Origin of the sequence: Streptomyces sp. NPDC046215, from assembly GCF_040646215.1 — a bacterium.
GTDB lineage: Bacteria > Actinomycetota > Actinomycetes > Streptomycetales > Streptomycetaceae > Streptomyces > Streptomyces stramineus.
Window position 1 is genome coordinate 1 of record NZ_JBEYZW010000101.1, and the last position, 23932, is coordinate 23932.

The 23932-nt window shown below is 68.7% G+C and carries 13 protein-coding genes; 2 read left to right on the forward strand and 11 right to left on the reverse strand.

The window, feature by feature from the left end:
* Window positions 1-108: 108 nt before the first annotated feature.
* The 10 genes from ABZ951_RS29465 to ABZ951_RS29510 all read right to left on the reverse strand — a co-directional run bounded on the left by ABZ951_RS29465 (window position 109) and on the right by ABZ951_RS29510 (window position 15718).
* Window positions 109-1086, reverse strand: coding sequence for an ABC transporter substrate-binding protein (locus ABZ951_RS29465; RefSeq protein ID WP_344090528.1), 978 nt, complete (start codon window positions 1084-1086; stop codon window positions 109-111).
* 1 nt (window position 1087) lies between these two features.
* Window positions 1088-3169 (reverse strand): ABC transporter permease subunit, encoded by a 2082-nt coding sequence (locus tag ABZ951_RS29470; protein ID WP_344090526.1) that lies wholly within the window; start codon window positions 3167-3169, stop codon window positions 1088-1090.
* A 37-nt stretch (window positions 3170-3206) separates the two neighbouring features.
* Window positions 3207-4217, reverse strand: coding sequence for a glycine betaine/L-proline ABC transporter ATP-binding protein (locus tag ABZ951_RS29475; protein ID WP_344090629.1), 1011 nt, complete (start codon window positions 4215-4217; stop codon window positions 3207-3209).
* An 83-nt stretch (window positions 4218-4300) separates the two neighbouring features.
* Entirely contained in the window at window positions 4301-5863 is a 1563-nt protein-coding gene (locus tag ABZ951_RS29480; RefSeq protein ID WP_344090524.1) for a GMC oxidoreductase, read from the reverse strand.
* A gap of 70 nt (window positions 5864-5933) precedes the next feature.
* Complete coding sequence (locus ABZ951_RS29485; RefSeq protein WP_344090522.1) at window positions 5934-7436, reverse strand: aldehyde dehydrogenase family protein; 1503 nt, start codon at window positions 7434-7436, stop codon at window positions 5934-5936.
* Between the two features lie 144 nt (window positions 7437-7580).
* Complete coding sequence (locus tag ABZ951_RS29490) at window positions 7581-8432, reverse strand: hypothetical protein (protein WP_344090520.1); 852 nt, start codon at window positions 8430-8432, stop codon at window positions 7581-7583.
* A 13-nt stretch (window positions 8433-8445) separates the two neighbouring features.
* Entirely contained in the window at window positions 8446-8985 is a 540-nt protein-coding gene (locus tag ABZ951_RS29495; protein WP_344090518.1) for a hypothetical protein, read from the reverse strand.
* On the reverse strand, window positions 8982-10577 hold the full coding sequence (locus ABZ951_RS29500) for a hypothetical protein (protein ID WP_344090516.1): 1596 nt from the start codon (window positions 10575-10577) through the stop codon (window positions 8982-8984). The genes ABZ951_RS29495 and ABZ951_RS29500 overlap by 4 nt, the downstream gene beginning before the upstream one ends.
* 300 nt (window positions 10578-10877) lie before the next feature.
* Complete coding sequence (locus ABZ951_RS29505) at window positions 10878-15311, reverse strand: FG-GAP-like repeat-containing protein (RefSeq protein WP_361281142.1); 4434 nt, start codon at window positions 15309-15311, stop codon at window positions 10878-10880.
* A 263-nt stretch (window positions 15312-15574) separates the two neighbouring features.
* The gene (locus ABZ951_RS29510) at window positions 15575-15718 is read right to left on the reverse strand and encodes a hypothetical protein (protein ID WP_344090512.1); all 144 of its coding nucleotides are present in this window, start codon (window positions 15716-15718) and stop codon (window positions 15575-15577) included.
* 211 nt (window positions 15719-15929) lie between these two features.
* Here ABZ951_RS29510 and ABZ951_RS29515 point away from each other — a divergent pair, with 211 nt between their 5' ends.
* Both ABZ951_RS29515 and ABZ951_RS29520 read left to right on the forward strand, forming a co-directional pair.
* The gene (locus ABZ951_RS29515; RefSeq protein WP_344090510.1) at window positions 15930-21965 is read left to right on the forward strand and encodes an RHS repeat-associated core domain-containing protein; all 6036 of its coding nucleotides are present in this window, start codon (window positions 15930-15932) and stop codon (window positions 21963-21965) included.
* Between the two features lie 8 nt (window positions 21966-21973).
* Window positions 21974-22429, forward strand: coding sequence for a hypothetical protein (locus ABZ951_RS29520; RefSeq protein ID WP_344090508.1), 456 nt, complete (start codon window positions 21974-21976; stop codon window positions 22427-22429).
* Window positions 22430-22512: 83 nt separating this feature from the next.
* On the opposite strand, the gene ABZ951_RS29525 is transcribed toward ABZ951_RS29520, so the two are convergent.
* Window positions 22513-23502 (reverse strand): malate dehydrogenase, encoded by a 990-nt coding sequence (locus ABZ951_RS29525; RefSeq protein ID WP_344090506.1) that lies wholly within the window; start codon window positions 23500-23502, stop codon window positions 22513-22515.
* Window positions 23503-23932 lie beyond the last annotated feature (430 nt).

The following is a 23932-nucleotide window of genomic DNA, read 5'->3' on the forward strand; positions in this document are numbered from 1 at the left end:
CTTCTGCCACCCCCCCCCGCGCGGCTCGTCCGCCCACCCCCCCCCCCCCCGCCCCCCCCCCCCCCCCGCGCCCGCAGGGCGCTCGCCGCCGCAGGCGGCAACGGCAGGCTAAGGCAGCCACGCCTTCCAGACGTCCGGGTGCCGCTCCACCCACCGCTTCGCCGCCTCGTCGGCGGACAGCTTCTCCTCGGCGATCATCTGCGCGACCTCGTTCTGGTGCTCCTTCGTCCACCGGAAGTTCTTCAGGAACCGGGCCGCCTTGCCGCCCTTGTGCGTGAACTCCGCGTTGAGGAACTTCTTCAGCGATGTCGTCGGGTACGCGCAGTCGACGGTCGCGGGGTCCGCCGCTCCCTTCTCGGCGCAGGCGTCGGTGTGCTCGGGGAGCTTCACCTCGACCATCGGCACCTCGTTGAAGAGCCACTGCGGCTCGTACCAGTAGGTGAGGAACGGCTGCTTCTTCTTCGCGAACTGCCTGAGCTGCGTGATCTGCGCGGCTTCCGAACCGGCGAAGACGACCTGGTAGTCCAGGTTCAGGTTCTTCACCAGCGCCTTGTCGTTGGTGACGTACGACGGGGAGCCGTCGAGCAGCTGGCCCTTGCCGCCGCTCTCGGGGCTGCGCAGCTGGGACGCGTACTTGTTGAGGTTCTTCCAGTCCAGGACGTCCGGGTGGGCGTCGGCGAAGTACTTGGGGACGAACCAGCCGATGTGCCCGGTGACCCCGAGGTCTCCGCCGGGCGCGATCGTCTTCTTCTCCTCGACGTACCGCTTCTCCTGGTCCGGGTGGCCCCAGTCCTCCATGATCGCGTCGACCCGGCCCTGGCTGAGCGCGTCCCACGCGGGCACCTCGTCCACCTGCACGGTGTCGACGCGGTAGTCGAGCTCGTGCTCCAGGAGGTACTTCGCCACGGCGGTGTTGGCGCGGGCGCCGACCCAGGACTGCACCGACAGGGTGACGGTCTTGGCGCCCTGGGCGTTGGCGTAGGGCGAGGACTGCTTGGTCATGTCGGCCGCCCCGCAGCCGGTGACGGCGAGCAGGCCGAGGGCGCCCGCGGTGATCAGGGCGTTGCGAGCCGCTGTGCGAGCCATCTCAGACCTCCTCCTTCGACTTGGTCGGCTGGGTGACGCGGTCGAGCATCAGCCCCAGGCAGACGATCGCGGCACCCGCGACCAGACCGGCGGCCAGGTCGCCCTGGGCCAGGCCGAAGACGACCTCGTAGCCGAGCGCGCCACCGCCGACGAGACCGCCGATGATGACGACGGACAGCACCAGCACCACGGCCTGGTTGACCGCGAGCAGCAGCTCGGGCCGGGCGAGCGGGAACTGCACCTGGCGCAGCTGCTGGCCGCTGGTGGCGCCCATCGAGCGGGCGGACTCCAGGGCGCCGGGGTTGACCTGGCGCAGGCCCTGGCTGGTGATGCGGACGACGGCGGGCAGCGCGTAGACGATCGCCGCCGCGGCGGCCGGGGCCCGGCCGACGCCGAACAGGGCGACGACGGGGATCAGGTACACGAACTGCGGCATGGTCTGGAACACGTCCAGGACCGGGCGCAGCAGCCGCTCCGCCCGGGGGCTGCGGGCCGCGGGCACGGCGATCGCGAAGCCGAGGACGAGGGTGACGGCCACGGCGGCCAGCACCTGGGAGAGGGTGTCCATGGACATCTCCCAGCGGCCCAGGACGCCGATCGCGGCGAGCGCGAGGACGGCGGTCAGGGCGGTGCGCCAGGTGCCGATCAGCCAGGCGAGCGCGGCCACGAGCAGCAGGGCGCCCCACCAGGGCAGGCTCAGCAGGCCGTCGCGCAGCGGGTCGAGGACCCAGCCGGTGTAGTGGGCGGCCCACTCGGCGGTGCCGCCGATGCCGGGGACGCCGGAGTAGAGGTGGTCGACCATCCAGTCCTTGGCGTCGTTGACCGGCGCGGCGATGGCCACGGTCCAGCCGTCGGGCCAGGTGCGGGAGTCCAGCAGGCGGGCCGCGCCGGCGGCTGCCGCGGTGACCGCGGCGACGAGCGCCCAGCGCGCCCAGGGGCGGCCGGCGGGCGCTTCGCCCATGCGGGCGCCCGCGGCGGCGGTCGTCCGGTCCAGGACGACGGCCAGCAGCACGATGGGGATGCCCGCGGCCAGCGCGCTGCCGACGTCGACGGTCGACAGGGCCTGGTAGACGCGGTCGCCGAGGCCGTCGGCGCCGATCACGGAGGCGATCACGGCCATGGACAGCGCCATCATGATCGTCTGGTTGACGCCCAGGAGCAGCTCCCGGCGGGCCAGGGGCAGCCGGGCGGTCAGCAGGCGCTGCCGGCCGGTGGCACCGAGGGAGTCCACCGCTTCGAGGACGCCCTTGTCGGTGGAGCGCAGGCCCATGGCGGTGAGGCGGGCCATGGGCGGGGCCGCGTAGACGACGGTCGCCAGGACGGCGGGGGCCACGCCGATGCCGAAGACCAGCACGACGGGCAGCAGGTAGGCGAAGGCCGGCAGCGCCTGCATGGTGTCGAGAACGGGCCGCATCCCGCGGAACGCGCGGTCCGACAGGCCGCCCGCGAGGCCGAGCAGCGCGCCGACGGCGACGGACGCGGCGACGGCCACGACCATCAGCGCGAGGGTGCGCATGGTGGGCACCCACATGCCGAGCAGGCCGCACACGGCGAACGACGCGAGGGCGGTGGCGGCGACCCGCGGCCCGGCCACGCGCCAGGCGAGCAGGGTGGCGCCGGCGGTGACGCCGGCCCAGCCGAGGGCGAGCAGCACGGTGTAGACGGCCTGCACGGCGGCGATGATCGCGCCGCTGATGTGGCCGAAGAAGTAGAGGAACACCCAGTGGCTGTCGCGGTTGTCGATGATCCAGTCGCTGGCGCGGCCCAGGGGCCCGCTGAGGTCGACGGTCAGTGCCTGCGGCCAGGTGCCGCTGCCCCAGCCGGCGGCGGCCAGCGGGACGAGGACGGCCGCGGCGGCGGCGAGCAGGAGGAGCTTGCGGCCGGCGGGGCGGGCCCACAGGGCGTGCAGGGTCCGCAGGGCGCCGGTGCGCGCGGGGGCCTCGGCGGCTTCGGAGGCGTTGGTGGTCTCGGGGGCGTTGGTGGTGTCGGCGGCTTCCCGGCGCTGCGGGGTGGCCGCGCGGGGCGCGGGGGCGTTCTTCGCCCCGGGCGCGGACGTGCGGGCGGGCGAGGTGGTGGCGCTCATGCGGAGCACCCCCCGGTGTGAGGGCTGGGGGAAACGTTCACGCCGCCGCCTTCCCGCGGTCCAGCCCGGCCACGACGCCGAGCAGTCCCTGGCTGTCGACGACACCGAGACAGCGTCCGCCGTCCACGACGCGCGCCGGGCCGCCGGTGCGGGCCACGGTCTCGATCGCGTCGGCGACGGTCGTCGTGGGGGCCAGCGCGGAGCCCGCGTCGGCCTCGCCCGCTTCGGCCGGGCGCATGGCGCGGCGGACGGTGAGGACCTGCTCGCGGGGGACGTCGCGGACGAAGTCGCGCACGTAGTCGTCGGCCGGGGAGCCGACGATCTCCTCCGGGGTGCCGCACTGGACGACGCGGCCGCCGCGCATCAGCGCGATGCGGTCGCCGACGCGCAGCGCCTCGGAGAGGTCGTGGGTGATGAAGACCATGGTGCGGCCCTCGTCGTGGTGCAGGCGGACGACCTCCTCCTGCATGTCCCGGCGGATCAGCGGGTCGAGGGCGCTGAACGGCTCGTCGAACAGCAGGACTTCGGGGTCGGCGGCGAGGGCGCGGGCGAGGCCGACGCGCTGCTGCTGGCCGCCGGAGAGCTGGGTGGGGCGGCGGTCCTCGAGGCCGGCCAGGCCCACCTTCTCGACCATCTCGGCGGCCTTGGCGCGACGTTCGGCCTTGCCGACGCCCTGGATCTCCAGCCCGTAGGCGACGTTGTCGAGGACGGTGCGGTGCGGGAGGAGGCCGAAGTGCTGGAAGACCATGGCGGCGCGGTGCCGGCGCAGGTCGCGCAGCCGGCCGCGGTCCATGCCGACGACATCCTCGCCGTCGATGGCGATGGCGCCCGAGGTGGGCTCGATGAGCCGGGTCAGGCAGCGCACGAGCGTGGACTTGCCGGAGCCGGAGAGGCCCATGACGACGAAGACCTCGCCCTGCCGGACATCGAAGGACACGTCGCGGACGGCGACGGTGCAGCCGGTCTGCTCGCGCAGGTCTTCCGGCGACAGCTCCGCGAGCGGGCTGCCGGGGACGCGGTCGGCCTTGGGGCCGAAGACCTTCCACAGGTTGCGGACGGAGAAGACGGGCGTCTCCTCACCGGTCGTGCCGGTGGTGGCCGCCGCGGTCGCGGCGGTATTGCCGGGGCCGTTCACTTGCCATCACCCCTGTCTGTCGTGCGCGCCGCAAGCAGGGCGGCGCACTTCTCCCCCACCATCAGGACTCCGATCATCGGGTTGACCGCCGGCATCGTGGGGAAGACGGAGGCGTCGGCGATCCGCACGCCGTCCAGGCCGCGGATCCGCAGCTGCGGGTCCACCACGGCCTGTTCGTCGTCCTCCGCGCCCATCCGGCAGGTGCCGGCCGGGTGGTAGACGGTGTGGGCGACCTTGCGGGCGTACTCGCTGATCTCCTCGTCGGAGGTGATCTCCGGGCCCGGGCACACCTCCCGCTTGAGCCACCCCGCGAGCGGCTCGGTCTTGGCTATCTCCCGGGCGATCTTGATTCCGTCGACGAGGGTGCGGGCGTCGTAGTCGTCCTCGTCGGTGAAGTAGCGGAAGTCCAGCGCGGGCTTGACCTCGGGGTCGGCGCTGGTGAGGTACAGCCGGCCGCGGCTGTGCGGCTTGGGGATGTTCGGCGTCATCGACACCCCGTGCTCGGGCTTCTCGTAGCCCAGCCGCTCCGGGTTGTCGGTGAAGGGGATCTGGTAGAAGTGGAACATCAGGTCGGGACCGCCCGCCGCCGGGTCGCGGCGGACGAACAGGCCCGCGTCGGAGTCCATCGCCGAGTTCTCGGGGATCGGCCCGTCGGTCTCCCACACGATGACCGACTCGGGGTGGTCCAGGAGGTTCTCGCCGACGCCCGGCAGGTCGTGGACGACGGGGATGCCGAGCGCCTCCAGGTCGGCCTTGGGGCCGATGCCGGAGTGCAGCAGCAGCCGCGGGGTGTCCACCGCGCCCGCGCACAGCAGGACCTCGTTCGCCGCCTCGACCAGAAGATCCTGGCCGTCCTTGGTGCGCACCCGCACGCCCGTGGCGCGGCCGCCCTCCAGCTCCAGCCGGTAGGCCCAGGTCTCCAGCATCAGGTGGAGGTTGGGGCGGTCGCCGGCCTCGATGTGCGGGTGCAGGTAGGCGACGGAGGCGGAGGAGCGCTTGTTGTTCTCCGGGTGGTAGGCGAGGTCGAAGAAGCCGACGCCCTCGTGGAAGGGCTTCTTGTTGAAGCCCTCCACGCGCGGGACGTCGAGGGCGGCCTGCGCGGCCTCCACGAAGTCCCGGGCGATGGCGTTGCGGTCCTTCTCGTCCACCGCGACGATGTTGTTGCGCAGCTGGTCGAAGTAGGGGTCCATCGAGGCGGCGTTCCAGCCCGTCGCCCCCGCGGTCTCCCACTCGTCCCAGTCGCCGGGCAGCGGCTTGAAGGAGATCAGCGTGTTGTGCGAGGAGCACCCGCCGAGCACCCGCGCCCGGCTGTGCCGGATGTGGGAGTTGCCGCGCGGCTGCTCGGTCGTCGGGTAGTCGTAGTCCAGGTCGCCGCCGAGCAGCCCGAGCCAGCGGCGCAGGGTGAGCACGTCGGGGCGGTCGATGTCGGAGGGGCCGCCTTCGATGACCACGACGGACGTGCCGGGGTCCTCGGCGAGCCGGGAGGCGATCACCGAGCCTGCGGTGCCGCCGCCGACGACGACGTAGTCGGCGGTGATCTTCTCAACTGCGGGGGGCATGTGGGTACTCCTCGGGGACAGGAAGGTTCTGCGCGTGTGAAGGACGTCGGCCGTGCGGTGGTGCCGGGGCTCAGCCTGCGAACCAGCGCACCGGCTGCGGCTCGAGGTTCTGGTAAATGTGCTTGGCCTCGCGGTACTCGGCAAGACCCGCCGGGCCGAGCTCACGGCCGATTCCGGACTTGCCGAAGCCGCCCCACTCCGCCTGCGGCAGGTAGGGGTGGTAGTCGTTGATCCAGACGGTGCCGTGGCGCAGCCGCCCGGCGACGCGGCGGGCGCGGCCCGCGTCCTTGGTCCAGACGGCGCCGGCGAGCCCGTACTCGGTGTCGTTGGCGAGGGTGACGGCCTCGTCCTCGGTACGGAAGGTCTCGACGGTGAGGATCGGCCCGAAGGTCTCCTCCCGAACGACCTTCATCTCCCGGTGGCAGCCGTCGAGGACGGTCGGCGCGTAGAAGTAGCCGGCGGCGGGCCGGACCGCGCTCGGCTCGGGCTGGGCGCCGCCGCAGCGCACGGTCGCGCCCTCGGCCACCGCGGAGGCGACGTACGCCTCGATCTTGTCGAGCTGCTGGGCGGAGACGAGCGGGCCGCACTCGACGCCCTCCTCGGTGCCCCGGCCCAGCTTGATCAGCTCGGCGCGGCGGGCGAGTTCGGTGACGAACCGCTCGCGCACGGACTCCTCGATGATCAGCCGGGAGCCGGCCGAGCAGACCTGGCCGCTGTGGATGAAGGCCGCGTTGAGGGCCTGGTCGACGGCGGTGTCGAAGTCCTCGTCGGTGGCGCAGGCGTCGGCGAAGACGACGTTGGGGTTCTTGCCGCCGAGTTCGAGGGCGACCTTCTTCACGGTCGGCGCGGCGGCCTGCATGACCTTGATGCCGCTGGAGAGGCCGCCGGTGAAGGAGACGAGATCGACGTCGGGGTGCTCGGAGAGCCGGGCGCCGACGGGGTCGCCCGCGCCGGTGACGAGGTTGGCGACGCCGTCCGGCAGTCCGGCCTCGGCCAGCAGGCGCACGAGGTGGACGGTGGAGAGCGGGGTGACCTCGCTCGGCTTGATCACGAAGGTGTTGCCCGCGGCCAGCGCCGGGGCGACCTTCCAGCTGGCCTGGAGCAGGGGGTAGTTCCAGGGCGCGATCAGCGCGCAGACGCCGACCGGCTCGTGGACGACGACGCTGTGGACGGTGGCCGAGCCGGCGTCTACGACGCGGCCGGCGCCCTCGCCGATCACGAGGTCGGCGAAGTAGCGGAAGGCGTCGGTCACGCAGTCGACGTCGATGCCGCCCTCGGCGACGGTCTTGCCGGTGTCGCGGCTCTCGATCAGGGCGATGGTCTCGCGGTCGCGCTGCAGCAGGTCGGCGACCCGGCGCAGCAGGGCGGCCCGCTCGGCCACCGGGGTGTGGGGCCAGGGGCCGGTGTCGAAGGCGGCGCGGGCGGCGGCGACGGCGGCGTCGGTGTCCTCCGTGCCGCCCTCGGCCACCACGGCCAGCGTCTTGGCGTCAGCGGGGTCGAGGACCTCCCGCTGCGCGCCGGACGCGGCGGCACGCCACACCCCGTTCACATGGATGGTCTCGACTGACGACATGTCTCTTCTGCCTTCCGATATCCGAAACGTCCCGTTGCCGACGGAACAGAGCTCACCCGGCAACGGGACGCGCCTCACCAGAAAGCGAAAACCTATGCCTCTTTCTTCACAAAGAGTGACGCGAGTCACTCTGAGTCAGTGCCGTCACCCCGTTCCCGCGCAGTAGCCGGTCGGGCAGAACGACCTGACCACCTCCCGGTAGATCCGCAGGTGCGCCGACCAGTCGGCGGACGGCCCGGCGACCAGCAGCGCGTACTGCCGGCGGTCGGACGCGGTGTAGGCGAAGATCCGCACGTGCCGGCCGTTGCCGCTGCTCGCCGTGTAGGTGTACTCCAGCTCGGCCGCGTCACCGCTGCCGCTCGTTCTGGCCAGCCCGATCTTGCTGTAGCCCTTGTTCTTGGAGACGGTCTTCTCGGTGGCGGTCAGGGATTCGTACGGCGTGGTCTCCGGCCCGTTCAGCGTGAAGACCTGGATCAGGCTCTCGCCGAACGGCTTCTTATAGAAGACGGAGGCGCCCTCCGTGCTGCGCACCCACCCCCGGGGCACGGCCAGGGTGAACCCGGCCGGGTCGGGTGTGGTGACGTAGCCGTTGGGGGCGCCGGTGCCCGCGAAGGTGCTGGGCGCCGGGCTGGGGGCGTAGGTCGGCGGGTACGTCGGGGTGGAGGTCGAGCCGCCCGTGTAGCCGCCGATGCCCGCGTCGTCCGTCGGGCCCGGGGTGGGCCAGGCGCTCACGCCGGGGCCGGCCTGCCCGCCGCCGGAGCGGCCGCCGTCCCCCTCGTCGTCCTGGAACAGTGCCCAGGCGCCGACGCCGATGCCGCCCGCCAGCACCACCCCGGCCAGGACCCCGGCCAGGACCGTCGCGTGCGAGGGCCCGCCGGGCAGGTCGTCCGGGGGGACCGGTGCGAGCAGGACGTCCGGCTCGTCGGGGTCGTACGCTCTCGGGGGCGTGGGGTCGTCGTCCACCCACTGCTGGAGATCCGCGTCCCAGCGGCTCATGATCTGCGCCCCCTCACGCCAGCAGCTGACTGATCGCCTGGACCACGGCGAACGCCGAGGCCAGTCCCCCGACCGCGGTGGTCCCGCCGGTCAGCAGGGCCCGCAGCCGCTCCAGGCGGCCGCGTTCGGCACGGCCGGTGCGCCCGGCCTCCTCCTCCAGCTCCGCGAGCTCCCCGTCGACCGCGTCGAGCCCGTCGCCCTCGGCCCGGGTGAACAGCGGCAGCTGCCCGCGCAGCTCCCGCACGGCCGCCAGCAGTCCGGGCGGCACGGACAGCAGCTCCCGTGAGGCGTCCACCGCCTCGGCCTCCCGGCCCGCGGCGAGCGCCCCGCCCAGGACCTCCCCGACGGCGATGCCCCCCTCGCCGGGCGCGTGCCCCGGCACGGGGATTAACCCCGCGCCCTGCTCCACGGGCCGGCCGACGCGCTCCGAGCGGTCCTCCGCCCGCGCCTTCTCGCCGCTGGCGGCCGCGCCACCGGTCATCCGGCCGATGACGATGCCCCCGCCGCTCTTGCGCGGTGGGTTGCCGTTGTCCTGTGCGTTCCCGTCCGTCATGATCCCCCGCTTTTCGCCGAGTTCTTGGCCTGTGCGCCGGCGCCCGCGGCGACCGCGCCGCCGCTCATCGAGCCGATGTAGACGCCGCCTTCGCTGATCTGCACGATCTGCTGCTCGAACTGGTCCGTCTCGAACCCCTGGGAGCGCAGCGCGTCCCGCACCCCGCTCGCGATCCGGTCCTGGACGGTCTTCACATAGCGGCTGATGTCCATCTCCTGGAACAGCGAGACCGACAGGGTGCCCGCCATCTCCCGCACCGACCCCGCCGGGCCGTCCGGCACCGCGCGCCGCGGGTCGGCCAGCCAGGTGCGGAAGCCGGAGATGCCCGACCGGACCGTGGAGACCGCGGCGGCGAAGCCGGCGGCCGGGCCGCTCAGCAGCGCCCGCACCCCGTCGCGCAGGAGGTCGTCCTCGCCACGGGCGGCGATCACGTCGACCGCCCGGAACTCCGGCTTGATCGGCGTCAGGATGTGCGGCACGACCTCCAGCACCAGCATCCCGCCCTGGGTGTGCACCCTGACCAGCACGGACACCACGACCTGCTCGTCCCAGGCGCCGATGCGCACCCGCAGGAAGTACCGGCGGGCCTCGCCGCCCTCGTCCACGGACTCGGCGAGGTGGCGCAGGACCGTGCTGTCCCCGTAGTCGATCCGGGGGCGCTGCGGGCCCACCGGCAGATAGACGAACTCCTCGATCTCCAGGTCCTTCAGCCGGTCCCGGCTGGTCGCGGCGGCCGCCTCGCGCAGCGCCTCCAGCCGGGGCCGCACCAGCTCCACGACCGTGCGGCCGGTGAAGGGGGCGAGGGCGGGCTCCGCCCCGTCGCGTCGCTTGAGTTCGAGGGCGAACGACCAGGGCTCGTAGGGCCGGCCCATACCGATGAAGGGCCGGAACGCGTCGTAGATCGTCAGCCCCGCGTACTGCTCGCGGTCGATGGCCTGGGCGATGCGCCGGTGGTGCCGGGTGTCGGGCACGGCGCGGGGCACCCGGGCGAAGGCGCTCCGGCTGAGCTCGGCCCGCATCACGGCCGCCACGCGCGCCCGGTGCAGCCACACCGGAAGCACCAGCGCCAGCGGGAAGATGATGGCCACCCAGTTGTCGGCGCCCTCGCTGAGCGCGTAGAACACGAAGATCCAGTAGGCCAGGGCGACCACCGGCGGAAGCACCGGGATCAGGGCCCGCAGCGGGGCCTTCTGGCCCTTGAGGGCCTCGCGCAAGGTGCGTTTGTCGACGACGTACACGGCGGCACCCCGCCCGGCGGCGGCGTGGGCGCTCCACTGGATGAAACACACCACGGCGTACAGCGCCGACCAGATCGGCGGCGTGCCCTCGGGGGCGGTGCCGAAGTCCACGCCGATGAAGGCCCCCCAGAGGACCAGGAGTAACAGCGCCGTCATCGCGTCCTGTTTGCGGGCGCGGAGCGCGTGGGTGAGCACCGGCACGACGTCGACGCCGAGCGAGGGTGCGATGGGTCTTTCCTCGTGTTCCACCAGTTCCTCGATCACCCGGCGGCGGAACTCGATGTCCAGGTACGTCCCCGCGCACATCAGCCTGGTGGCCTCCGTGCGGGAGTCCTGCTGAGCGGATGGTGACAATGCGTCCCCCGATCGTCGAACTAGCCTGCGAATAGGCAGGAGTTGACGGATTTTCGGAGAACTCAGAATAAGCCAGAAGCCCCTCCGCAGACCCCTGCCGGAGGCAAATGACGGGCCGGAAATCGACGCGTACGGGCGTGCGTTCACGCATGTGACCGAATCAAGCGGACAGGGGAGGACAAACCTCGCGTGCCCCACACACCCTGCCGGGCAACAGTGGAAGAAGATCCCGCCGGATCGCCGAGCGGGACCTCCCCACCCGGGCCGGGCCTCGCATCGGCCCGGCCCGCGCCTGATCCGTTACAAGGTCCAGTAGTCACTGGTGTAACTGTTGATGCCGCGGGACCTGGCGAAGGTCCAGAAGTCCCGCCCGGTCCTCCAGCCCGAAGCCACGTCACCGAATCGGCCGTCGGGCTTGGTGAGCCAGGTATACGTGCGCAGGCTGCCGTCGATCTCGCCGTACAGGGCGCCAAAGTCGTCCCGGCCGTCCCCGTCGTAGTCACCGACCACGGCATGCATGCGACGTGTGCTGAACTTGCCCGCCGCGGTTTCCCAGGACTTCACCGGATCGGCGAAGGCCACCGTGACGGAATCCTCGCTGAGCATGGTGTGCAACCCCCCTCGGCCGTCGGCGAAGTCGTACCAGTAGGCGAGGTCGTCGCGCCCGTCTCCATTGAAGTCACCGGCCTGGATCCGGTAGCGGTCCCATGATCCCCAATCGCCGTTCTTGGCGGTCCAGGAGATGACCGGGTCGGCGAATCCGCCGCCAGGTACGGCAGCAAAGGTGTGCATCTTGATCGTGCCGTCGGTGAACTTGTACAGGGCCCCGACGTCATCGCGACCGTCGCTGTTGAAATCCCCCGTGACGAACTTGATCCGGGTCACGTCCCACCAGCCGTCGGGGGCGACGTACGAGACGAAGGGGTCGTTGAAGCCGCCTCGGGAGTTGGCGGTGAAGGTCCACAGCCGATCGGTGCCGTCACTGGCGTTGTACCAGACGGCCACATCGTCCCGTCCGTCACCGTTGAAGTCCCCGGCCTGGATGTTCGTCCGCTCGAAGTACCACCCGGACGAACTCCCCCACGAAGCGAAGGGGTCACCGAAACTTCCGTCGGCCTTGCCGAGAAATGTGAACAGCTTCTCTTTGCCGTCACCGTAGTTGCGCAGCGCGACCACATCACCGCGGCCGTCACCGTTGAAGTCACCGGTGATGAACTGGGAGGCTGCAGCCTCCCAGTTGCCGGCCGGTGACGAGAAGGATGAGAGAGGCTCCTTGAAGGAACCGTCCGACGTGGCCGAGAAGGTGTTCATGCCGTCCCGGCCGTCGGCGAAGTCGTACCAGTTGGCTACGTCGCTGCGTCCGTCGCCGTTGTAATCGTGCCGGGTCACCGTGCCGCTGCTCCACACTGACTGCCCCTTAACGTTGCACAGGACCAGTCCGCCCCGGTCCTGCAGCAACGCGTACCCGCCCGCCCCCGCGGCCCTGCTCTCCCACAACACGGTGGCGCCGTCGGCCTTGTAGACCTTGAAAACGCCGTCACGCTGCATGATCGCCTTGGCGCCGGGATTGCTGCCGGTGCCGGTGGACCACAGTTGCCTGCCGGCATTCGACGTGATGACGAGGTTGCCGTCGTTCTGCATGGTCAATTTGGCAGCCCGGGAGGTGAAGGCGTTTCCCGCCTCAAGGGTCGTCCCCGCGGGGATACGGGAGCCACCGGTCACCCCGTCGATCGACTCGCTGCCGGTGAAGCCGGTGAAATCCGCACCCGTCTTCTTCCCGAACCAGCCAACCACGGTGTTGTCGGCCCTCCGGCTCCACAGGTCCGGGACGCCGTCGCCGTTCACGTCCCCGGAAGACCCGATCTCCGGGTAATCGTCGGCATTCACGCCGTAGCCGATCTTCACTCGGCTGATCGTGCCCCAAGTGGCCGGGTTGAGGATGCCCTTCCGCTCCCCTTCCTTGCCGTGGGAACGGAAGATGTCACCGTTGGCCTTGTCCCGCAGCCAGAGGTCGGCGATGCCGTCCCCGTTGATGTCACCGGGGGCGACGACGGTGTACTTGTCCCAGTCGACACCTCCGACCAGCACGGGAGCCTGGACCCTGTCCAGGGATTTCGATACGCGATCGCCGTAGTACGCCCACAGCAGCTTGCCCTCCTTGACCAGAAGGTCGGGCTTCCCGTCACCGTTGATGTCGCCAGGCGCAATGATCTGGTCGGCGTCGCGCCAGTGGTCATCACCCACCGCACAGCCGGCGGGGTTCTCCATATCGCCGGACGTTGCCTCTGGGCAGGCCACTTGCAGGGCACGCTTGCCGTCACTGTAATCGACGGTGGCCGTGCCGAAGCCGTTGTTCGGGTACACCCACAGCCGTTTCCGCTTGGCCGTCTGGTCGTACTCCAGCGTCACGAGATCATTGTAGCCGTCACCGCCCCAGTCGCCACGGAAGGTGACCTGCGCACCGTCGAACGACTGTCCGCCGTTCGTGGCCGAGGTGAACTGCCCATTGCCCTGGCCTGCGTAGGTGAGCAGCGTGCCATTGGAGTCGATGCTCCAAATGTCACTGTTCATGTCACCGTTCACATCGTTCGGGCCGTCGCGCTCCGAGGAGCGGCCTGCGTAGTAGACATACGTTGCCGTGTCGGACCTGTTCCTGGCCTTATCGATACTGAATGCGTAGATGAAGTGCGGTCCATAGCCCGGCGGTTTGACGGAGAGCGGCGAAATCGCCATGGCCTGCGGGTCGGTGTACTTCACGGACGGGTCGTAGTCTGTGTACCAGCCGTACTGCGTCACATCGCTCACCCCGTTCGGCGACAGGGTAAAGCGACCCGAGGTACGAGCCTTTCCGGTCTTGGCAGGCCAGCCGTTGTCACCCGGCGGGAACTCCTGGGAATCGATCTTCGGCGGGCTGGACGGCCGGGCCCGGTCCACGGAGAACTTGCAGATGACGCTCCATGCTGAGGTCGCGCCGTCGGCGTCCTTGGCACGGACCTTCCATTGATAGTCACCGGACGGAATCTTCGCATCCGGAAGGGGGAGGGTGACCGACCGTCCCTTGGCCGCGCTGCGCGACTCGTCCAGTACCGGGGTCGTGGCTCCGGCCTTGAACACCTGGAATTGAGCGGTCAGATTTCCGGCGTCCGGGTCATCCACCGTGGCGTACAGACTGAGCTGCGCGTTTCCCAGGTAGCCGCCCTTGTCGCACGAGGTGCGGGGGTTGGTGCCCAGACTCCCCGGAGTGCTGGGCGGGTGGTTGTACTTCACCTCCAGCGTGGCTGTCTTGGCGTCGAACTTCTTCCAGCCGAAGGTATCGCTCTCATCCGAGGCGTACATGCCCAGGGTAATGCTGGACCAGTTCTTTGCCGCTGCGTCCTGCACCTTGCTCTTGGCATTGAACTCCAGGTTTCCGGCCGGGCAGTCGTTGCTACCCCGCCACCCCTTGGCATCATTGACCGTGTCCAGCTTGGAAATCTTCGCGGGCTGGCGGTTCCACGTCGTCCTACTAGATATAGGACCTGCGTGCCACAACTCGACCGGACGGGCATTGCAGGACCAGGACCAGACATTCTTGATCCGAAATGTCGCGTCCAGAATTTGCGCGCCTTTGATGTCGCTCGTGTTCAGCTGGAAGAAGGATCGCGACAAACCATAGGTCTCGTTCTCGTAGCCGACCCGGGCAACTTCCTTCGAATTCCAGAAGGAACTGTCAGGATACTTTCGGTACACGCGGGCCCAGTTCTCGCGCTGCCCCCAGGCCCATGACGGGTCGATGTAGACGGGATATGTGGTGTCGGAGCCGGTCAGCAGCTTCTGGTCAGGGGTGATGTGCAGAGTGTCCCCACTGACGCTGGTGGGCATCTGCGCGTCCTTGGAACCCGGCGCCGGCTCGAAGGGATCCCCCGAGTCTCCGCCGACGGCGGCCATAGGTCGCGACAGCCCATTCCGGACGGGGGCACCGGTCGAGGAGGAGTCCCACATCAGCGGGGTCGGGCTGGTGAAGACGGTCTGCCCTGCCGGGTTGACGGCCGCGAGGCTGCCCGTCTCGGAGTCCGTGGACACCGAGAGCCCTACCGTGTCCATCTTGAACTTCAGGGCGGCCAGTCGGGGATTCCGGGCGGCCTCGGCATTCTTGACCACGATGAGTTGGGAAAAGCCCTCGACCTCAGCCTTCAGCTGCAGATCGACTCCCGGCAGGATCTCCCCGTACGTGGCAACGTTCGCGGCAAGGGTCGGTTTGGGGAGGGCAGCGGGCCAGGAGAGTGTGAGTGTGCGGCCGTCCTTGACCCCGGACAGCATCGGCCCGCTGCCGCCGCCGGAGAAGGAGACCGCGACATTGGACGCCTTCGGCACGACCGTACCGTCGCCGGCGAAGACGAGACTCGGATCGGTCGGCACCCAGCCACCTGTGCGCCACAAGCGCACCGGTGCGCCGTAACGCTTCACCGAGAAGGTGCCGTCAGGGTTGGCCCAAGTGTCGGAGGAATCGGAACGGGCCGAGACCAGTTCGGCAGGCTTTCCGGTGGTTTTCGCCTCCTGGAGAGCCTTGTCCTCGTCACTGACCGAGCCGTCGTCAGCCTCGGCGGGACTGGAAGTGCCGGACTCGTGAGCCGAGGGCGGTGCTGCGGCGGCGAAGGGCACGACAACCCCCTGCAAGGCGATCCCACCGGCCACCGAGAACGCAACGAAGCTGTTTCTTCGCCGTCTCGCAAATAGCCTTCGGTGCGTCATCATGGGCACCATATGTCCCTTTCTTGGAGGGGAAAATGCTGCGGCGACTCTATGCGCACAGCACACACGGCATTGGATGCCCTTTCAGCCATTTTCATGGGCATGCCACCCAGGCGACCAAAAGTAGCCGATACATCCATGAACAAAACGTCAGGAAACGCAACGCACAGCGGGTCGATTTGTTGACATCAAGGCTGACCACCCCTCGGTGATCCTGTTACTGTGCGCCGGTCATTTTCAGGAATACGCAAGGGGTGGGGCGTGAGTCATACCGGCATGCGCTGGTTAACGATCACCGTGGCCGTTACAGCGCTCATGGCGTCGCTGCCGGCAGAGGCGGTGGACGCGACGTCGAAAAGTTCCAGACCGAGCTTACCCTCGGCAAAACAGCCAAAATCGGTGCCGGTCAAACGTGTTTCCGTAGGGGGGTCCAAGCGCCCGGACGCGGCAGCCGGGAACTGGAAACCCCCGAAAACGTCGTGGCCCTCGGCCGGTAACGCCGACGTCATACTTAATTTCGGAACCGGCAATTCCCCTTCCAGCGGGGTCGCAAAGCCCCAGGAAAATGGCGGTCGGCCACCACTGCACGCCGCAGGCCCGAAACGCGCCGGATCACTACCGGTGAGCGTCGCTCCCGCCGAGCCGGACCACTACTCCGCGGCAGCGGACCCCATAAAGCTCAAGATCGCGGTCGCCGACCGGGCCGCTACCCGCAAAGCGGGGGTCGAGGGGCTTCTGCTCTCGCTGGCACGGACCGACAGCGCGTCCGGGACGAAGCCCGTACAGGTCCAGGTGGATTACTCGTCGTTCCGCGGCGCCTACGGAGGCGACTGGGCTTCCCGACTCCGCCTCGTACAACTGCCAGCCTGCGCGCTGACATCACCGGAGAAGTCCGAGTGCCGGTCACGCAAACAGCTCGTCACGGCCAACGACACCAGGCCCGGAACGCTCACTGCCGAGGTGGGGCCGGAGGCTCGGGCCTCGGGTGCCGAGGTGCGTGGCGTCGCCGCGGCCGGAGCCACGGTGCTGGCGGCCACCGCGGACGCCAAGGGCTCCTCCGGCGACTTCAAGGCCACACCGCTCGAAGCGTCGGGCTCGTGGAGTGCGGGGGGCTCTTCCGGTGCGTTCAACTGGAGCTACCCCATAGCCGTTCCGGCCGTTCCGGGCGGCCTTCAGCCCACCATCGCCCTCGGGTACTCCTCACAGAGCGTGGACGGACGCACCGCGGCGTCCAACACGCAGCCGAGCTGGATAGGGGACGGCTGGTCGTGGGAGCCAGGGTTCATCGAACGCCGTTACAAGCCGTGCAATGACGACAAGGACGGCGGCACCAACAAGACCAAGGTCGGCGACCTCTGCTGGTACAACGACAATGCCACCATGTCCCTGGGTGGCCGAACCACCGAGCTCGTGCACGACAAGGACAAGGGGTGGCATCCAGCCACCGACTCCGGCGAGAAGGTGGAGAAGCTCACCGGCACCGACAACGGCGACGACAACGGCGAGCACTGGAAGGTCACCACGACCGACGGAACGCAGTACTTCTTTGGTCTGAACCGGCTGCCGGGCTGGAAGGATTCCTCCACTCCGGAGACCAACTCGGCTTGGACCGTGCCCATCTTCGGAAACCAATCCGGCGAGCCGTGCTACAAGACCACCTTCGCCGACGCCTGGTGCCGACAGGCATGGCGCTGGCAACTGGACTACGTAGTGGACCCTCACGCCAACGCGATGGCACTCCACTGGAAGTCCGAGTCGAACAACTACGGGCGCAACGTCCCCGAGACCACCGGCAAGGCCACCCCGACCTCATACGTCCGCGGTGGCTGGCTGGACCGCATCGACTATGGATTGCGCGCCGACTCCGTCTATACGGCCAAGCCCATGGGCCAAGTGCAATTCGATGTCGATGAGCGCTGCCTCGACAATTGCGGCACCTTCGACGAGAAGAACGCCACGCACTGGCCCGACGTCCCCTATGACCAGTACTGCAAGGACGGCGACACCGAGTGCAAGGACAAGTATTCGCCGACCTTCTGGACCCGCAAGCGGCTCGCCACCATCACCACCAAGGTCCTCACCGGCGGCTCCCACAAGGATGTCGACTCCTGGTCCCTGGAGCAGAATTTTCCGCCCTCAGGTGACGGTGTTTCCACCCCGATGTGGCTGAAGTCCATCACTCGTACCGGCAAAGCGGGCGGCAGCCGAAGCATGCCCCCGGTGACGTTCGCGGGGGTGCAGAGGCCGAACCGGGTCGACAAGCTCGGTGACGGGCTGGCCCCCTTCGTACGCCTCCGGCTGTACCAGATCACCACTGAGGCTGGCGCGACCATAGCCGTCGACTACTCCGACCCCGACTGCACCGCGAGCAAACTGCCCCCGGCGGACGGGACGAACACCACCCGTTGCTACCCCGTGAAGTGGGCCTACGAGGGCGAGACCGCCAAGCAGGACTGGTTCAACTCCTACGTCGCCACGCGGGTCCTGGAGGGCGATAATCTCGCCGAATCCCCGGACAAGGTCACGGAGTACGCCTACCTCGACGGCGCGGCCTGGGCCAAGAGCACGGACGAGCTGGCGAAGGCCTCCGATCGCGCGTTCTCGATCGCCCGCGGCTACGGCCGAGTCCAGGCCCGCACCGGCACCGGCACCGGCACCGGCACCGGCAGGACATTCACGGAGAGCCGCTACTTTCGCGGTATCGACGGCAAGGAGGTGAAGAACTCCGCTGGGGAGGCGGTCACGGACCGGCCGCAATTCGCCGGCATGAGCCGCGAGCAAGCCACCTACGACGGCGATGGCGGTGCCCTCGTCTCCACCACGTCCTCCACCCCCTGGCGTTCGGAGATCACCGCCACCCGTACCCGCTCCGGGCTCCCCGACCTGGAGGCGTACCACAACGGGGTCAAGGAGGAGCAGACCCGCATCTCCACCTCGAAGGGCGAGCGCAAGACCTCGCTCTCCCGGACCTTCGACAGCCACGGCATGGTCTCTCAGGTCTCCGATCTCGGAGACACCTCCAGGACCGGCGACGAAAAGTGCACCACCACTACGTACGCCCGCAATACGGCCACGTGGCTGCTCAGCAAGATCGCGCGCGCGGAGACCCTCGCGGTGCCCTGTGGCACCAGCGCCGAACGCCCCCGTGACGTGATCGACGACATCCGTACATACTTCGACGGGGACCCGAGCCTCACCGCCGCACCGATAAGGGGGGATGCGACCAGGACTGATCAGATCAACGGCAAGGGCGATGGTTACGACACCGTCGGCAGCACGCCCAGCATCTGCGGGGCCTCGAAGGACAGACTCTGTTACGACGCTTACGGCCGCATACTGGCAGCGAGTGACGCCAACGGGAGGACCACGACCACGGAGTACTCGCCCAGCGTGGGCGAGGTCGCGACCAAGGCCGTGGTGACCAACCCGCTCGGCCATCAGATGTCCACGACCCTCGACGGTCTGCGCGGCCAGCCCCTTCGGGTAATCGACGCAAACGCGCGCGAGACCAGCACCGTCTACGACCCGCTCGGCCGGGTGGCCAAGATCTGGGCCCCCGGCCGCCCACAGGCGGGGAACGAGGACTCGCCCAGTCATGCCTTCGAGTACCTGGTCCGCAACGACGGGCCGAACGTCGTCACCACCAAGGCGCTGAACCACAACAACGTCTATCAGGTCTCCTACGCCTTCTACGACGGCCTCCTGCGGGCACGTGAAACCCAGGTGCCGTCACCTGATGACGCCGGCCGACTCGTCACCGAGACCTTCTACGACAGCCGGGGCCAGGCATGGCGCAACTCGGGTACGTACTACACGGATGGCAAGGCCGAGCCGGCCCTGGTGACCGGCAAGGAAACCACCTACCCCGCCTCGACCGACACGGTCTTCGACGGCGCGGGTCGGCCAACAGCCACGATCGACCGCAAATTCGGGGACGAGACCAAGCGGACGACTACCGTCTACACCGGTGACACGACCACTGTCATCCCGCCCAAGGGGGGCACGGCGGCCACTACCGTCGTCGACGCCCGCGGGCACACAGTGGAGCTGAAGCAGTACACCGACGCCGACCGCCAGAAGTCACAGTCCACGACGTACGACTATGACAAACAGGGGCGCTTGGCCCAGGTGACCGACCCGTCAGGCGCTTCCTGGAACTACACATACGACTTCCGTGGTCGCAAGATTCGTGTCGAGGACCCGGACAAGGGAGGCGTGGACACGACGTACGACAGAAGCGGGCGCGTGACGGACGTAAAGGACGCCCGCGGGACCACGCTGCATACCGACTACGACATTCTCGGGCGCCGGACCGCGTTGTCCAAGGGCGCGACGAAGCTGGCCGAGTGGACCTATGACACGGCCGCCGACGGCAAAGGCCAGCCCGCGAGCGCCACGCGCTATGTGGACGGTGCCGCGTACGTCAGCAGGACCACCGCGTACAACGCCCTGTACAAGCCGTCACTGTCCGAGATCACCATTCCCGCCTCGGAAGGCGCACTCTCCGGCACCTACAAATGGGTCACGGCCTACTACCACACCGGCCAGATCAAGTGGTCCCGCCTGCCGGCTGCCGGCGGGCTCCCTCAAGAGGACCTGACGCCCGGCTACACCTACAACGCCGGTCTACCCGTAGCGCTGGCCGCAGGCACCGACACCCTCGTATCCGCAATTTCGTACGACCATTACGGGCGTACTGCCAGGGAGGAGTACGGCGAGTTCGGCGAGCACCTGTACAACAGCTACGAGTACGACGAGCACACGAGCGCCGTCACCCGTGCCATCACCGACCGTGACACGGCGCCGCAACGCATCGACGACACCCGTTACGACTACGACGCCGGCGGCAATGTCACCTCCATCGCCACCGCCTACGGCCAGGACACCGGCCGTAGCGTCGACACCCAGTGCTTCAGCACCGACGCCCTTCGGCGGGTCACCGAAGCCTGGACGGCGACCGACAAGTGTGGGTCCGGTCCTTCGGCCTCGACGGTCGGCGGCCCCGAGGCCTACTGGACGTCCTACAGCTATGACGTCGTCGGCAACCGCAAGGCCGAGACTCAGCACAGGACGCCGTCCGGTCCCGCCGGCGACATCACCCGCACCTACGCCTCGCCTACCGCCGGCAAGCACAACCTGCCCTCGGTGAGCCAGGACGGACCGGGCGGCAAGACCGGCGAAACGTACACCTACGATCAGTCGGGCAACACCGTCACGCGGAAGTCGGGAGCGGCTGCCGAACAGAGGCTGGACTGGGACCCCGAGGGTCACCTGGCATCGGTCACCCAGGGCACCGGTTCGACCAAGTACGTCTACGACACCGACGGCGCCCGGTTGCTCCGCAAGGACTCCACCGGAGTCACCCTGTACCTGCCCAACGGCACCGAACTGCAGCTCACCAAGGCAGGATCGGTGGTCGGTACTCGCTACTACAGCAGTGGCAGCAGAACGATTGCCATGCGCACGGGCGGACGCCTGACGTTCATGCTCTCCGATCACCATGGCACCTCGACCAGTCAGGTGGACGCCACGGACCAGACCGTCACCCGACGCAAGACCACGCCTTTCGGCAGTCCTCGTGGAACCCAACCCACCGCGTGGGCCGGCGACAAGGGCTTCGTCGGCGGCACCCGCGACAGCGGCACCGGCCTGACCCACCTGGGTGCCCGGGAATACGACCCGGCCAACGGCCGCTTCATCAGCGTTGACCCAGTCATGGATCTGGCCGACCCACAGCAGTCCAATGGCTACACCTACGCGAGCAACAACCCCGCCACATCCTCCGATCCCACCGGCCTCATTCCCGGCGGGTGCGGCACTGAGGGACCGTGCTATGGGTACACCCCGGCGCACGGGTGCCCGGGAGGTTGCGGCAGCGACGCGAACGTCGCCTGGGGCGAGTCAAGAGTGTCCAACCCGCATTGGTCACCCCGTAACAGAGGAAGCAGTAGTTCCTACCACGGGGTCTACCGGTCGGGATTCGGAGCCAAGCCGGCCGGAGCACAGCGGGCGCTGTTCAATGTGGGCCGGGGCCAGGACCGGGGAATCATCATGATGAGATTCTTCATCCACACTCGCATGGCCATGCTCGGCAACCTTCTCGGCGATGACCGGAGCTTTTCGGAGGATCCAGATGAGCCCTACCGCATGGTGCTCTTTTGGGACACAGCAACCGGACAGGTTTCTTTCACCGTTGCCCCGTCCCACACCCCTCCCGGTAACGAGGGCTACATGATGGCGAGATTTGGGCGCCATGCAAACCCGTCAAAGATGATCCCAGCAAACAAGATCATGCTCAACGCTCGTTCCAGCGACACGTTGGGAGGCAACAACGTGCTCAACATAGGCACTTCTTCTGCGGATGAAGTCCGGCTGGGCGTTCATGGCGTGCAAAGCCTTTTCCCTCTCTTCGCGGTAGACGGTAATGTCTCGATCAAGGCAGGAAAGTCGTCAGTCAGCGTCGGGCGAAGCGGCGATGCCTACCCCGACATGGAGGTCGTCCAGTACCCCCGCAACGGGGAACCTAGAGTGATCGCCCAGGACAATATGGCCCACACAAGCGGCCTCGATTCCGTGCCTCTGCGAATTCCTGGGCTGAACTCGCCTAAAATCGATCGCTCATGGACCGACGGCCGCTGTGTCGAAGGTTGCCGATGATGGCCACGGTGACTACCTATCGCGAGCCGGGTCAGTGCATACGCCGCATCGGCCGATGTACCGCCTCGTACATCCTCGTCTTCGCTCTGGGCTGGTTGCTCATAGCGGCCACAGGGCCACGACCGCTGAAACCGGTGTCAACTACCTTCGAGCATGAGTCCTTCGCGGAGTCCATGCGCTACTACTTCGGCGTCGGAGTCGGCATGCTGGTGGTGATCGGGCTACCCTCCCTCATCATCACCCTGGTCGCCGGGCTCATGCGCAAGAAGATGGGCTCACAGGATTTCAGAGCGCTGGTGGCGGGCCTGCTGTTGCTCCCTGTCTGGCCGCTCCTGCTTGTGGGGACTAATCTCATTCTTCTCATCCAAGTGGCTGTTCAGGTCATATTCGCCGTAGCGCTCATGCCTGTCCCCTTGCTGCCGCCGCCGATGGCGGTCCATGACAGGCGACCACCGCCAGCATGACCCGTTGCGGCCCGCACACGAAGGGCCTCCCGGCAGCGATCGCTGCCGGGAGGCCCTTCGTGTGTACCTGGTTCGCTATCGGATCAGATCAGGCCGAGGGCGCGCACGGCGTCGCGCTCCTCGACGAGCTCCTGCACCGACGCGTCGATGCGCGAGCGGGAGAAGTCGTTGACGTCCAGGCCCTGGACGATCTCGTACTTGCCGTCCTTGCAGGTGACCGGGAAGGAGGAGATGATCCCCTCGGCCACGCCGTAGGAGCCGTCGGACGGGATGCCCATCGAGGTCCAGTCACCGGCGGCGGTGCCGTTGACCCAGGTGTGGACGTGGTCGATCGCGGCGTTGGCGGCGGAGGCGGCCGAGGACGCGCCACGGGCCTCGATGATCGCGGCGCCGCGCTTGGCGACGGTCGGGATGAACGTGTCGGCCAGCCACTTCTCGTCGTTCACGACCTCGGCGGCGTTCTTGCCGGCGACCTCGGCGTGGAAGATGTCGGGGTACTGCGTGGCGGAGTGGTTGCCCCAGATCGTGAGCTTCTTGATCTCGGAGACCGGGACGCCCGTCTTCTTCGACAGCTGCGACAGCGCGCGGTTGTGGTCCAGGCGGGTCATCGCGGTGAAGCGCTCGGCCGGGACGTCCGGCGCGGCGGCCTGGGCGATGAGGGCGTTGGTGTTGGCCGGGTTGCCCACGACGAGGACCTTGATGTCGTCCGCGGCGTGGTCGTTGATGGCCTTGCCCTGGGGCTTGAAGATGCCGCCGTTGGCCTCCAGGAGGTCACCGCGCTCCATGCCCTTGGTGCGGGGGCGGGCGCCGACGAGGAGGGCGACGTTCGCGCCGTCGAAGCCGACGTTCGGGTCGTCGGTGATCTCGATGCCCTGGAGCAGCGGGAAGGCGCAGTCGTCGAGCTCCATGGCGGTGCCCTCGGCGGCCTTCAGGCCCTGCGGGATCTCCAGCAGCCGCAGCTTGACCGGCACGTCGGCGCCGAGGAGGTGACCGGAGGCGATGCGGAAGAGCAGCGCGTAGCCGATCTGCCCGGCCGCGCCGGTAACGGTGACATTGACGGGAGTGCGGGTCATGGCGATCTCCTGCTGCGAACTGGGGTTGGGTGTCCCTGCCCATTTGTGGGGATCTCTCTCGGTGTCAAGAGATCCGGCGTCAGGCTATCCGACCGCGCCCGCCCTGAACCCCCGCCCCCGTGTGGGACGCCTCACCGTGTGCCCTTTCGGCGGGACACGGGCGGCGGCCGCCCGCGCAGGGAGGGGGAAACGCAGGCAGCCGCCGGAACCGCACCCCGTGGGGGGGTGCGCATCGTCTGCCCGGCATCCGGGGGACCACACGGGCGTGATCCGGCCATTTGCCCGTGCGGGCGGCTTCTTGGTCGACGACTGCTTTTCGGCTGCAGGTCCGTTTTGCCGCCTGCGGCGGCGGGCGCCCTGCGGGCGCGGGGGGGGGGAAGCCCGCGGGGGGGTTTAAAGAAGAAACGCGGGTATGGGGACAGACCCACCC

Coding starts and splice junctions, on each gene's coding strand:
- ABZ951_RS29465 (WP_344090528.1), bottom strand. CDS start 1,086: ATGGCTCGCACAGCGGCTCGCAACGCCCTGATCACCGCGGGCGCCCTC.
- ABZ951_RS29470 (WP_344090526.1), bottom strand. CDS start 3,169: ATGAGCGCCACCACCTCGCCCGCCCGCACGTCCGCGCCCGGGGCGAAG.
- ABZ951_RS29480 (WP_344090524.1), bottom strand. CDS start 5,863: ATGCCCCCCGCAGTTGAGAAGATCACCGCCGACTACGTCGTCGTCGGC.
- ABZ951_RS29485 (WP_344090522.1), bottom strand. CDS start 7,436: ATGTCGTCAGTCGAGACCATCCATGTGAACGGGGTGTGGCGTGCCGCC.
- ABZ951_RS29490 (WP_344090520.1), bottom strand. CDS start 8,432: ATGAGCCGCTGGGACGCGGATCTCCAGCAGTGGGTGGACGACGACCCC.
- ABZ951_RS29495 (WP_344090518.1), bottom strand. CDS start 8,985: ATGACGGACGGGAACGCACAGGACAACGGCAACCCACCGCGCAAGAGC.
- ABZ951_RS29505 (WP_361281142.1), bottom strand. CDS start 15,311: ATGATGACGCACCGAAGGCTATTTGCGAGACGGCGAAGAAACAGCTTC.
- ABZ951_RS29525 (WP_344090506.1), bottom strand. CDS start 23,502: ATGACCCGCACTCCCGTCAATGTCACCGTTACCGGCGCGGCCGGGCAG.